The following is a 13568-nucleotide window of genomic DNA, read 5'->3' as shown; positions in this document are numbered from 1 at the left end:
GATATATCTTATATTAAATATCATTGTTAGGGAAGATAAACGATATGGAGAGATTGGTCTTTGGTTCGCCGATGCGTTATATACAAGGATGGGGCGTATTAAATGAAGCGCTGAACTGGCTTAATCCCAATCACCAAAACATTTGTGTGGTGACAGACGCCTTTGTTTTAGATCTGATTCAGCCGACGCTACAGGCACAAGCCAAACAAAAAAATTTAGCCATTGATTTTGTGGTTTTTGATCAAGCGATTACTAGCACGCATTTGCAGCATATGTTTGATCAGGTCAGACCGAATATTCCTGATATAGTGCTGGCTGCTGGTGGGGGACTGTCGATTGATGCAGGTAAGGCACTCGCACACCAGTTCAATCTACCTTTTATTACCATCCCGACTGTGGCATCAAATGATGCACCCACCTCGAAGAACTATGTGGTGTATACCGACCATCATCAAATGGATTATGTCGGGCATCTGGACTTTAGTCCCTGGGCAGTGATTGTTGATAGCCAAATTATTTCCAAAGCACCGAAAAAGTTTTTACTTGCCGGAATTGGCGATGCAATTTCCAAAAAATTTGAGGCGCGAGCCTGTTTGCAAAGTCAAGGCAAGAATATGTTTGCCACCCGTTCGTCAATAACCGCTGTTGCAATAGGTGATGCCTGCTTTGAGCAGATTCAGCAACATGCACAGGCCGCGTTAGCAATTGCCGGAACAGGAAAATCCAGTGATGCGCTGGAAATGATTCTGGAAGCCAGTATTTTGATGAGTGGACTGGCTTTTGAAAGTGGTGGTTTATCCATTGCCCATGCCATGACCCGTGGATTAACTGCCATACCGGAAACATCACGGCAAATGCATGGCTTACAGGTTGCCTATGGTTTACTGGTACAGCTATATCTTGATCAGCAACACGAAGAACTTGATCAACTTATTATTTTCTATAAAAAAATTGGATTACCGGTTGCTTTAAAACAATTGGGATTAACCCAGATTGATACAGCTACATTGCACACCATTGCAGATTTAACACTGGCTGCACCACATTGTAAAAATTTTTCCAGTGTACTGACACAACAGGATTTGGTTGCTGCCATGCAGCACATTGAAAATTTGGATAGACAGGAGAGATAAATGATCTCGCAAGCACAAGTAAGGAACACTGAGCAGATGCAATATCAACCCACAGCACAAGAAATTGCATTTTTAAAAGAGAAGGCGAAATTTATTCGCAAGGAAACCATTCGTTTAATTGAAATTGCCAAGACTGGACATTACTCCTCGGTCTTTTCATGTGCCGAAATTTTTGCCGCTTTATATTATGACGTGATGAATATTAAGGTCGGGGAGCCTAAATGGCCTGAAAGAGATCGTTTTCTCATGGGTAAAGGGCATGCGGCAGTAGGGCAATTCCCGATTCTGGCAGAGCTGGATTTCTTTCCAAAAGCATGGTTGGAGGATTATACCCGCTTAGGTAGTCCGTTGGGCGACCACCCTGATATGAAGAAAGTCCCAGGAATTGATTTTTCTTCTGGCTCAATTGGTCATGCTTTATCCGCAGGTGTTGGTATGACACTGGCACAACGCTATACCGGTATTGCGCATGAGGTATTTGTATTAATGGGCGATGGTGAAATGCAGGAAGGGCAGGTTTGGGAAGCAGCATTAAGTGCTTCACATCACCAGTTAAATCGTTTGATTGCTATTGTGGATCGCAATGGTTATCAGCTGGATGGCAAAGTTAATGATGTGATCAATATTGAACCTCTGGCAGACAAGTGGCAGGCTTTTGGCTGGGAAACACATGTGGTGGATGGACATAATATTCAACAATTGACCACATTACTCAGACAAGTAAAAGCAGACCAAAACCGAAAAACGCCAGTATGTATTATTGCCAATACCTTAAAAGGGAAAGGTGTTTCTTACATGGAAATCGAACCGGGCTGGCATTTGGGCTATTTGTCGCCGGAAGATGCAGAAAAGGCATTACAGGAAATAGAGAATAAGGAGATTTAAATGAGTAGCCAATCAACATCACAATTGTCGCCTCAACAGCCACATCAGTTATCACCCCAGTCTTGGCAGTATCGTGAACTCAATGCCAAAAATCCAGGTCTGGATTATTTATCTGATGCTCTGATTGAACTGGTTGAACAGGGGTATCCGGTAGTTGCCGGTTCGGCAGATTTACAATATTCCAATGGCTTGAACCGTTTTTCGGCTGCTTATCCGGAGCGTTATATTGCTTTTGGTATTTCCGAACAGAATATGGTTTCTGCCGCGGCAGGTATGGCAACTTCTGGCGTGATGCCTTTTGTCGCAACTTTTGCATCGTTTCTTGGATTACTGTGTTGTGAACAGATTCGTATGGATATTGCTTATTCAGCTTTGCCAGTTCGTTTGATTGGTCATCATACGGGTATCTCTCTGGGATTCTATGGTACATCACATCATGCAACCGAAGATATTGGAACCATGCGTTCGATTGCCGATCTGGCCGTAATTTCACCTGCTGATGGCAATGAGTTAAAAGCTGCGATTAAAGCATCAGCACACTATGACAAGCCGATTTATTTCCGGATTGGTCGTGGGCGTGATCCTGTCGTTTATGAATCTGAACCTGAATTTGAGTTTGGTAAGGCCAAAATTCATCAACTAGGCAGTGATCTAAATATTATTGCCTGCGGCATGACAGTCTATGAATCTTTGGCAGCAGCAAAATTGTTACAACAGCAGGGACTTTCTGTTGGTGTGATCAATATGGCCTCGATTAAGCCGATTGATGCCGAGGCAATTTTACAGGCAGCCGCTGCGTCTAGTCGCATGATGACGGTAGAGGAACATAATGTTTTAGGTGGACTGGGTGCTGCGGTTGCCGAAGTCATTAGTGAACATGGCTATGCAGGAAAATTAAAACGCCATGGAATTTATGATGAATATAGCCTGATTGCACCACCGACTCATCTTTACCATCACTATCGTCTGGATAGTGAGGGGATCAAGGACGTCGCTTTGGAATTTCTCAATCAATCATGACATAGATCTGGTTATGACCGATCAGATGCGGAGAATATTATGGATAGGATATCCACGAACAATCCTCAACAGCAGCATCCTGAGGATGAAAATACAGTTCAAATTACTGACCATGACCGCAAAGTTGCGGCATGGGGCGGTGCTGTCGGTACAGCATTGGAACAATACGATTTTATTATTTATGGTACAGCAGCAGCTTTGGTGTTTAACCATATTTTTTTCCCAAATGTTTCTCCAGCAGTCGGTTATCTGGCGAGTTTTTCCACCTTCGCTGTGGGTTTTTTGGCACGGCCATTAGGCGGAATTTTCTTTTCCAAATATGGTGAAAAACTGGGACGAAAATGGGTATTGGTTGCAACTTTATATTTGATGGGCTTTGCTACCTTTGCCATGGGATTGATACCATCTTATGATCAAATCGGCTTGTTCGCGCCGTTATTACTGGTGATTTGCCGTTTTATGCAAGGGTTTGGTGCTGGTGCAGAAATGGCAGGTGCAACGGTACTATTAACAGAAACAGCCTTACCTAACAAGCGAGGGAAAATGGCTTCGCTGGTCTGGGTTGGTGCATCGGTTGGTACGGCACTGGGTGCCTTGGCATGGATTCTGGTTCAGCTTTTGCCCGAACCGGATTTTTATGCTTGGGGCTGGCGGTTGGTATTCTTTAGTTCGATATTTGTGACTTTTGTAGCTTGGCTGATACGACGCGGATTAAAAGAATCGCCTGTTTTTGTCGAGAAAAAACGTCATGCCAAACAGGAGAAAGCTATTCCCTTACGTGAAGTATTTCGTGATGGTAAACGTACCATATTCCGTGTATTTCTGATGAATGTAGGTGCAAATGGTCATTCATATATTTATCAGGCATTTATTGGTTCTTTTTTGGTATCAGTGGTCAAAGTCAATGCGTCATTTATTCCCAAGACACTTTTGGTCGGCGCCACGATCGCTGCATTTACCTCGGTATTGATTGGTCGGGCATCGGATATTTATGGCCGCAAGAAAATCATGTATTTCATTCATACCACATTATTTTTTGCCACCATTCCAATGTTTATGTTACTGGAAACAGGAAATACACTGTATATCATGCTGGTGATTATCTTCGGCTTTATCTTTGCCGCAGAAGGTACAGTAAGTGCACAAGCAGCCTATTTCCCTGAGTTGTTTGGTTCTAAATATCGCTATGCTGGCGTTACACTGGGACGTGAAATGTCGGCTGTGTTTGGTGGTGGGATTGGCCCAATGGTATGCTCTGCATTATTAACAGCTTTTTCCAATAGTTGGTTGCCTGTGGCGATTTATATGATGTTTATCATGAGTCTCAGTTTAATTGGTATTTATATTTCACCGGAAACCAGAGGCCGTTCTTTATATACGCCAGAAAATGCAATTGATGAAAAGAACGCATTGAATGCAATAGAACAGGGGAGTTCTTCTACCCTTAAAGCAGAAAAGTCTTAATTGCATGAAATAAAAGGGTACTGCAAAAGATGATTTGAAGGAACAATCTGAATGAAGTGCTTTCAGTCATCTTTTCAGTGATTTGCTGGATAAAGCAACCCATATAAACACAGGATATTGAATCATGGAGATAAAAACAGCTGTGATTACCGGTGGCGGTACAGGTATTGGATTAGCCACCGCTTCATTATTACTTGAGCATGGTTGGCGTGTAGTTGCTCTGGGTTTGCAATCTGAGCAGGTAATTTCCGATCAATTTCATTTTTATGAGGTTGATATTTGTGATCTGGATCAGGTCAAAAAGATTTTTGATCATGAGCCAAAGGTCGATGCGCTGATTCATTGTGCCGGTATGATCAAACAAAAACAGGAATGGGAAATACCGATCTTTGAAAAAGTGATGGAGGTTAATCTTAATACAGCCTTTGCGATTACCACCTTATTACAGGATAAACTAATTCAGGCAAAAGGATCGATTATTCATATTGCCTCAATGTGGAGTTTTTTTGGTTCGGCACAGTCACCAGCTTATGCGGCATCAAAAGCTGGTGTTGCGGCATTGACCCGATCGCTAGCTGTCGCATTGGGTGCAAAAGGTGTACGTGTAAATGCAGTTGCGCCCGGCTGGATTGATACTGCAATGGGTGCAACCGCCAAAAATGATCCGGAGCGTTATCAGAAAATTATTGATCGGATTCCGCTTGGACGCTGGGCACAGCCGACAGAAATTGCACAGGTCATTATTTTTTTATTATCGGCACATGCCAGTTATATTCATGGTGCTGTTTTACCAGTAGACGGTGGTTACAGTATCGCTTAAGCCATAGTCTGATATCCATTACATTTACAGTCTATTGTTTTGATTAAAAAGACTGTAAATGTTTTAACTTGTACAATCCCACATTACTTTTTAAATTGCGGCAGTCCAGTTCAGCATGGTTTTGCCCCATTCAATATCGTCTTGTATGGCTTTTCTTGCTGCATCTGCATCGTGATTACGCAGTGCATCCAGCACATAAAAATGATAATGCTGATCACTTTCCAGTTCTTTACGTGGCGTATTGACATGAAAACTGCGTAAAATTGGTCCCATCATAATCCACATATTTTCCAGCGTTTTGGAAATCAGCGGACTATGTGCAGCGTTAATCACACCAAAATGAAACAGTTTATTCAGCTCAGCCGCTTTTTTTGAATCTACCGGTACAATTTTCTGAAATTCATCCTGAATGTTTTCCAGTGCCTGAAGTTCTTCTGGGGTAATTTTTATTGCTGCCATCGCAGCAGCTTCACCCTCAAGTAAAAAACGAATACGCTGAATTTCCTGTAACTGTTCATGGGTCAATACGGGAACATAAATTGAGGTAGCAGCCTTAATCTGTAGGGCCTGGTCACTGACCAAACGAAAAATTGCTTCCCTAACGGGTGTAATGGACACCCCCATGGCTTTGGCAATCTGGGTCGGACGCAAACGGTCACCCGGTTCATACTGTCCATCGATAAGTGCCAGACGTAGGGCTTCATAAACACTATCGCTTAAATTACCTTTATTAATGACTTCAAAGTTTTTTTCAGATGACATATCAGAAAAGATGAGAAAGGAACATGGCCTAAGTATACGCACAAATCTTCAATATCTCTAGAATAGAATATATTATATATCGGATAAATAGGTTGCTTCTCTTGTTTAAATTTATTTATGTGATTGATAAATAATTTTTTTAATTCATCTTGCTATTTATCAATTTGATCTTTAATGACTTCAAGTATTTGCTGTTGCATGATGTACAGTATCCAAAATGGCAAAATGTATTGCCAAATGAGTAAATCAATATATGGTCAATGAAAATCGAAAGATTCAGTCTGTAGAACGGGCAATGATTCTCCTTGAAATCATTTCTGCGGCAGGCGGAAAAATGCGGCTGGTTGATCTGGTGAAACAGACCGGTTTACATAAAAGTACCTTGCATGGTTTGCTCAATACCCTTGCAACGCTAGGTTATATCATTAAGAAAGACAATAGCTATGCGCTGGGATTAAGGTTACGTGAAATTGCCCAGCCATTGGCAGATGCAGATCAACAGTTGCGTTGCTTATTTACACCTGTTTTACATGCCTTGCAACAGATTAGTCAGGAAACCTGTTATCTGGCCGTGCCATGTGGGACAAGGGAATATCTATATATTGATGCCATAGAAGGGCAGAATAATTTACGCTTTGCCAGTCCACGGGGATTGCGTGAAAGTCTGACGACCTCAGCAATTGGTAAAGTCCTATTGGCCAATGATGTACAGTTATTACGCAGTTTACGCAAGGCTAGTCTGGTTTCTCCTGCGCTGGAACAGGAATTGATCTTGATTGCTCAAAATAATTATGCACTGGATCTGGGCGAGGCGGAACCGGACTTATGCTGTCTGGCTTTACCACTGCGTTATCAGGGCAAGGTGGTGGCCGCCCTGGGAACCGCAGGCCCGAGTTTTCGTCTGGATAAAATCAAACTTGAACAGATGGCAAAGCAATTAATTAGTGAAAAGTTTGATCATCTCAAACTTTAACAGGAATCAATCGCATACTGTTTCTTTTGATGCCTAAACATTTAAAGATAGTGACTTCTTGATTTTTAATGTTGTTAAGGAGTTTTTATCATGTCTTTATCGCAATCGGTTACACAGGAAATCATTGCTAAAGCCCAGCATATTGCCACTGAACACGGTTTTGCGGTCTGTATTAGTGTGGTTGATGATTCAGGATTATTACGGGGTTTTTTACGCATGGATGGTGCTGCTGCCGGCCCGATTGATGTGTCCATTAAAAAAGCCCGTACCGCTGCTTTATTTCGTACCGATAGTATTGATCTGGGGGCGCAAGCCAGACCGGATGGTGCTATTTATACACTCGAAGCAACCAATGGTGGTTTGATCAGTTTTGGTGGCGGCGTGGTTTTACATGATGCACAGGGCAATGCCATTGGTGCGCTTGGTATTGCTGGTGCCACAGTCGATGCGGATCAGCAGATTGCATTACAGGTTGTCGATCGACATTAAATTTTAAAAGGATACGGCAACGAAAATTATAAATCCCTCATTATATGATTTTTGTTGCAGGAGTATTTGAGTAAAAATTTAAAATCTATGGAGTTTTGTAGAAAATGCAAAAAAGTCGCTCGGATCTGGGCGTATGGGCTTTATCAGTCACAGCCTTTGCGATCGGAATTGCAGAATTTATTGTGGTCGGAATTTTACCGACCATTTCCTCGGCATTGAATGTTCCATTGGCGCAAACCGGTAGTCTGGTGGGACTGTATGCGCTGGCACTGGCAATCGGCACACCGATCATGGTATTGCTTTTGTCACGCTTTGCCAAAAAGACCGTATTACTGGCATTGATTATGATGTTTATCAGCGGCAATGTTTTGGCAGCGATTTCACCAAATTACGATATTCTCTTGCTGGGGCGAGTGATCACAGCGGTTGCTCATGGAAGTTTTTTTGCTATCGGGGCAACTGTTGCTGTGTCCATGGTAGCAAAGGAGCGGGCAGGACAGGCAATTGCCCTGATGTTTTCCGGTTTAACGCTGGCGATGGTCATTGGTGTGCCTTTGGGCAGTCTGATTGGTAATTCACTCAATTGGCGTTATCCGTTTTATGCGGTTGTCCTGCTTGGCATATTATCGTTACTGGCTATTTATCTTTGGGTGCCGACTTTAAAAACAGGTTCGGCCATAGCCGTGGCAGAACAATTAAAAACTCTGAAATCTGTACCAATTCTGACCATGATGATTATTACCATTTTAGGTTTTGGTGCAAGTTTTGCTGCATTTACCTATATTACTCCGATTCTTACAGAAATTACCCGATTCTCCTTGTCTATGGCCAATTTATTGTTGGTGCTGTTTGGTATTGCGACCTTACTGGGAAATATCTTTGGAGGTCGTCTTGTTTCTCGTTTGGGCTGGGCTTCTTCTACACGATGGATGCTATTTGCTTTAACGCTTGTTTTGCTGTTGATGGGATTTTTGATGCAACAACAAGGATTTATGCTAATTCTGTTGTTTGTCTGGGGATTTCTGGCCTTTGGTGTTTCTCCGGGCTTTCAGTCCGGCATGTTAACCACAGCAGAAAAATGGACACCTAAAGCGATAGATTTTGCTTCTGGACTGAATATTTCTGCCTTTAATCTGGGTATTACACTCGGCGAAATCTTTGGTAGTGTGTTTGTGGGGAAAGGTTATCTGGCCTATACCCCGTGGATTGGTGTACTGTTGTTGATACTGGCACAATTTCCCTTGAAATGGTTACAGCATAAAAACCAAAATTGATGATGCTAGTCGGTCAAACATACCGGTACAGGTGTGTTTGATATTTATACGGGAACAATTCAGTACGATTTAAGCATAAGAGATGAAATCAAAAGTTGTAAAAAATGGCATAACAATTGCTTTTTTAACAATGCAACGAATTTCCGGAATCTGCTGTAATGACTTTAACACTTCCTCTTATTGATGTGGCGGCTTTATCCAGTACAAATTTTGAAGACCGCCTTGCCGTGGCAAAACAAATACGTCAGGCTTGTCTGGATAAGGGTTTTTTCTATATTATCAATCATGGCATCAGTGCAGATTTACAGCAGCAAGTATTCCAATATAGCCAGCAATTTTTTAATTTACCGCTGCCAGCCAAAGAACAGATCAATAAAAATAAATCGATTGCCAATCGTGGCTATGAACCTTTAAAGAATCAAACACTGGAGGCAGATGCACCACCAGATCTTAAGGAAGGTTTTTATGTAGGACGGGAATATGCGCTGGACAGTGAAGAAGTCAAAAATAAACGCTTTAATTATGGTCCTAATCAGTGGCCGGAAGATTTACCAGAATTTAAACAGGTCATGATGCAATATCAGCAAGAGGTTGAGGCATTATCGATCCGCTTGATGCGTGCATTGGCATTATCACTGGATCTAAATGAAGATTATTTTAATCAATACAATCAGCAAGCCATGATTACTTTACGTTTGTTACATTATCCACCGCAGCCTGCAAATCCCTTACCAAATGAAAAAGGTTGTGGTGCGCATACCGACTTTGGTGGTTTGACTTTATTATTACAGGATATGAATGGCGGCTTGCAAGTCTGGGATCATCAGCAACACATTTGGCTTGATGCACAACCGATTGCAGGCAGTTATGTGGTGAATCTGGGCGATCTGATTGCGCGCTGGACCAATGATTTGTATCAATCTACCCGACATCGTGTAATCAATCGGTCTGGTGTAGAACGTTATTCGGTGCCGTTTTTCTTCGGTGGTAATCCTGAGCATGAGATACGTTGTATTGAAACCTGTTTAAATGAAGGTGATATTGCCAAATATCCGGTAACCACTGTCGAAAAACATCATCAGGAAATGTACCGGAGAACCTATGGCTAAGCACATTGTATTAATACATGGCGCATGGCAGGGAAGCTGGTCATTTGATTTAATTAAACCTTTGCTTATTGAACGGGGCTGGCAGGTGCATGCACTGGATTTACCCGGTAATGGTCATCATCCTGATCCTACTATAGAAGTTTCTTTGCGCTCTTATAGTCAGTATGTGTTTGATTATATTCATGCTTTGGGCGAAAAAGTATTTTTACTGGGCCATAGTGGTGGAGGTATTACGATTTCGCAGGTGGCAGAAATGATTCCCGATCGAATTCATGCGCTGATTTATCTGGTTGGTATGATGCTGCCCAGTGGCATGACATTTTTAGAATTAAAACAGCTTTGCGAGGCTAGATTTCCGGGACAAAGTTTTGAAGGGATTTCGCCTTATTTAAAATTTTCTGAAGCGGGTAAAATCAGTGAAGTGACCGAAGAGGGTGTAATCAAAATATTTTTGCAGGATTATCCGATGCTAGAGGCTGCAGGATTAGCAAGAAATTTTACTGCTCAAACTGAAACTGGACGTGATTTACGACTTAGTCTGAGTCCAGAACACTATGGGCGTGTGCAGCGGATTTATATTGAAGCGCTACAAGACCAATCTTTAAATATCAAAATGCAGCGTTTGATGCAGCAACTTAGTCCAGGTGCTGAAATTTATACGGTTGATACTGGACATGTACCACAAGTGATTGTGCCCGAGCAAGTTGTAGAGATGATTGAGCGTACACAGCAAAAATATAATGTAATTTAAACGGGTTCGATTTGAGTGATTTAAGGAGAAGGGATAGAGTTTTATGTACGCATGAATAAAATATCATCTTTAATTTTTTGCATAAAAATAATCCATAATGTGTAAAGCTTTATAATCATCATGTATGAAGTACATATGTTTATTTTAATTTTTTTATAGAAAATACAAATTCTGTGGTTGATTGATAGCATATTGGTTTAAGCTATTCAGGACTTTTGTATAATTGACAAAGCTGAGATAGCATTTGAACTTTTTATATGATGAATAGGTCAGAAAATCTAAGCTGGTTGTAGAAAAATTATAGATCGAGGTGATATATGGATCAACCTGTTGAAAAATCTGGAATACGTTTATTTACCGTATTCATTCTAGCAGTATTTGGTGTGGTTTTGCTCGGTGGAGGTATTTATTTAGCAACATTAGGTGGTTCTTGGTATTACATTATTACTGGGTTGATTTTATTACTGAGTGCTTATTTCTTGATGCGTCGTTCCATTACAGCTCTATGGCTGTATGCTGCATTGATGATTGGTACGGTAATTTGGGCAGTCTGGGAAGTGGGTACCGACTTCTGGGCATTGGCTCCCCGACTGGATATTTTGGGCTTACTGGGATTATGGTTGCTGGTTCCCGGTGTGACCCGTGATATAGGGCAACCCAAGACCTCAGGTAAGGCGGTATTATCCAGTACATTAGGAATTGCAATTGTGGTAATGATTTATGCGATTTTTAATGATCCGCAGGAAATCCACGGCACAATTACAAACGAACAACCACAAACTGCACAGGCAATAGACGGTGTTGATTCCGCTGACTGGCCAGCTTATGGTCGTACACAGGCTGGTGTACGCTATTCACCTTTAACTCAGATTAATGATCAAAATGTAAAAGGGCTGAAAGTCGCATGGACTTTTCGCACTGGCGATTTAAAAACAGATCATGATTCCGGCGAAACCACCAATCAGGTGACACCAATCAAGATCGGCAATAATATGTATATGTGTACGACACATCAGTATCTAATTGCGCTCGATCCTGCAACAGGTAAGGAAAAGTGGCGTTTTGATCCAAAATTAAAAGCGGACAAAACCTATCAGCATCTGACTTGTCGTGGGGTATCTTATTATGATGAAAATAATACCGCCGAATTTGCAACGAGCTTGGCACATAAACAATCTTCATCGACACAATGTCCACGTAAAATTATTTTACCGGTGAATGATGGTCGCTTGGTGGCAATCAATGCCGATAATGGTCAGCGTTGTGAGGATTTTGGTAAAAATGGCGAAGTAGATTTGCAAAAAGATATGCCATTTGCTTATCCAGGTGGTTATAACCCGACTTCACCACCGATTGTAACCGGAACCACGATTATTATTGCAGGTTCTGTAACCGATAACTTTTCCACCAAAGAACCTTCTGGTGTGATCCGTGGTTACGATGTCAATAATGGTCAATTATTATGGGTATTTGATACCGGTGCAGAAGATCCGAATGCCATTCCGGCACCAGGCCAGACTTTTGTCCATAACTCGCCGAATGCTTGGGCACCGTTGGCTTATGATGCCAAAGCCGACGTGGTATTTGTACCTACCGGTGTCGGTACACCCGATATCTGGGGCGGTGATCGTACCGAGTTAAAAGAGCGTTATGCCAATTCTGTGCTTGCTTTGAATGCGACCACAGGTAAATTGATCTGGCATTTCCAGACCACGCATCATGATTTGTGGGATATGGATGTACCTTCTCAGCCTACACTGGCCGAGATCAAGGACCAAAGTGGACAAATGGTGCCAGCAGTCTATGTAACCACCAAAACCGGAAATGTCTTTGTACTAGATCGTCGTGATGGCCGTGCCATTGTTCCGATTACCGAGCGTGCGGTACCACAAACAGTCAAACGTGGTCCACAAACTAAAGGTGAACATTATTCAGCAACGCAGCCATTTTCCGATCTTGACCTTGCACCACAACAGAAGTTGACGGATAAAGACATGTGGGGTGCCACCATGTTTGACCAGTTGATGTGCCGAGTATCATTTAAGAAACTCAATTATGATGGTATTTATACACCACCTTCTGAAAATGGTACGCTGGTATTCCCGGGTAATTTGGGCGTATTTGAATGGGGTGGTATTTCAGTCAATCCAGACCGTCAGGTTGCTGTGATGAATCCTATTGGCTTACCTTTTGTTTCACGCCTGATTCCAGAAAATCCAGATCGTCAGGAAACAGCTCGAGGTGCGGGTACTGAACAAGGCGTACAACCCATGTATGGTGTATCGTATGGCGTCGAAATCAGTGCCTTTTTATCGCCATTTGGTTTGCCATGTAAACAACCATCTTGGGGATTTGTGGCTGGTGTGGATTTAAATACGCATCAAGTAGTATGGAAAAAACGTATTGGTACAATTCGTGACAGTTTGCCAAATTTAATGCAGTTACCGCCATTGAAAATTGGTGTGCCTGGTTTGGGTGGTTCAATCTCGACAGCAGGTAATGTGATGTTCGTTGCGGCAACACAGGACAATTATATCCGGGCCTATAATGTATCAAATGGCGATAAACTCTGGGAAGCTCGCTTACCAGCAGGTGGACAAGCCACACCGATGACCTATGAAATCAATGGTAAACAATATGTGGTGATCATGGCAGGTGGTCATGGCTCATTTGGTACCAAAATGGGTGATTATCTGGTTGCCTATGCTTTACCTGATACAAAATAGCGTACGACTTTATTCTGCTTAATAAAACATTGGGCGGTATCTACAACAGGCATCAGAATTGATGCCTGTTTTTATTTCTGGCTTTTGACGTCTAAATAAAATCTCTTTTGAGTTCAATGTAACTTAACAAGTACTTGCAAATGACGAAAAAACATTGAAAAT

Annotated in this window: 12 protein-coding genes; 11 read left to right on the top strand and 1 reads right to left on the bottom strand. The window is 42.0% G+C overall.

The features are described 5' to 3' along the window. The first annotated feature begins 44 nt into the window (after window positions 1-44). The 5 genes from CAP51_RS06560 (at window position 45) to CAP51_RS06540 (ending at window position 5322) form a co-directional block, all read left to right on the top strand. A complete protein-coding gene (locus CAP51_RS06560; protein ID WP_087619971.1) occupies window positions 45-1133 on the top strand; it encodes a glycerol dehydrogenase in 1089 nt (362 codons plus the stop codon). Next, a complete protein-coding gene (locus tag CAP51_RS06555) occupies window positions 1134-2018 on the top strand; it encodes a transketolase (RefSeq protein ID WP_213062678.1) in 885 nt (294 codons plus the stop codon). Beyond that, complete coding sequence (locus tag CAP51_RS06550; RefSeq protein ID WP_087619970.1) at window positions 2019-3038, top strand: transketolase family protein; 1020 nt, start codon at window positions 2019-2021, stop codon at window positions 3036-3038. Between the two features lie 39 nt (window positions 3039-3077). Next, a complete protein-coding gene (locus tag CAP51_RS06545; RefSeq protein ID WP_213062677.1) occupies window positions 3078-4502 on the top strand; it encodes an MFS transporter in 1425 nt (474 codons plus the stop codon). Between the two features lie 124 nt (window positions 4503-4626). Next, entirely contained in the window at window positions 4627-5322 is a 696-nt protein-coding gene (locus tag CAP51_RS06540) for an SDR family NAD(P)-dependent oxidoreductase (protein WP_087619968.1), read from the top strand. A gap of 90 nt (window positions 5323-5412) precedes the next feature. On the opposite strand, the gene CAP51_RS06535 is transcribed toward CAP51_RS06540, so the two are convergent. Continuing rightward, window positions 5413-6084: a GntR family transcriptional regulator gene (locus tag CAP51_RS06535; protein WP_087619967.1), complete on the bottom strand. Its 672-nt coding sequence runs from the start codon at window positions 6082-6084 to the stop codon at window positions 5413-5415. 253 nt (window positions 6085-6337) lie between these two features. Between CAP51_RS06535 and CAP51_RS06530 the strand changes: the two genes are divergently transcribed. The 6 genes from CAP51_RS06530 (at window position 6338) to CAP51_RS06505 (ending at window position 13406) form a co-directional block, all read left to right on the top strand. Next, complete coding sequence (locus CAP51_RS06530) at window positions 6338-7057, top strand: IclR family transcriptional regulator (RefSeq protein WP_087619966.1); 720 nt, start codon at window positions 6338-6340, stop codon at window positions 7055-7057. Between the two features lie 90 nt (window positions 7058-7147). Continuing rightward, window positions 7148-7546 carry a GlcG/HbpS family heme-binding protein gene (locus CAP51_RS06525; protein WP_087619965.1) on the top strand — a complete coding sequence of 133 codons (399 nt, stop codon included), beginning with the start codon at window positions 7148-7150 and terminating at the stop codon, window positions 7544-7546. A gap of 104 nt (window positions 7547-7650) precedes the next feature. Then, on the top strand, window positions 7651-8820 hold the full coding sequence (locus CAP51_RS06520; RefSeq protein WP_087619964.1) for an MFS transporter: 1170 nt from the start codon (window positions 7651-7653) through the stop codon (window positions 8818-8820). A gap of 158 nt (window positions 8821-8978) precedes the next feature. Continuing rightward, window positions 8979-9929: an isopenicillin N synthase family dioxygenase gene (locus CAP51_RS06515; protein WP_087619963.1), complete on the top strand. Its 951-nt coding sequence runs from the start codon at window positions 8979-8981 to the stop codon at window positions 9927-9929. Continuing rightward, a complete protein-coding gene (locus tag CAP51_RS06510) occupies window positions 9922-10680 on the top strand; it encodes an alpha/beta fold hydrolase (RefSeq protein ID WP_087619962.1) in 759 nt (252 codons plus the stop codon). Before CAP51_RS06515 ends, CAP51_RS06510 begins: the two co-directional genes overlap by 8 nt. Before the next feature lie 317 nt (window positions 10681-10997). Continuing rightward, window positions 10998-13406, top strand: coding sequence for a glucose/quinate/shikimate family membrane-bound PQQ-dependent dehydrogenase (locus tag CAP51_RS06505; protein ID WP_087619961.1), 2409 nt, complete (start codon window positions 10998-11000; stop codon window positions 13404-13406). Window positions 13407-13568 lie beyond the last annotated feature (162 nt).

Source organism: Acinetobacter populi, from assembly GCF_002174125.1.
Taxonomy (GTDB): domain Bacteria; phylum Pseudomonadota; class Gammaproteobacteria; order Pseudomonadales; family Moraxellaceae; genus Acinetobacter; species Acinetobacter populi.
The sequence above is the reverse complement of the archived record's forward strand: the minus strand, read 5'-3'. Positions and strand labels throughout refer to the sequence as shown.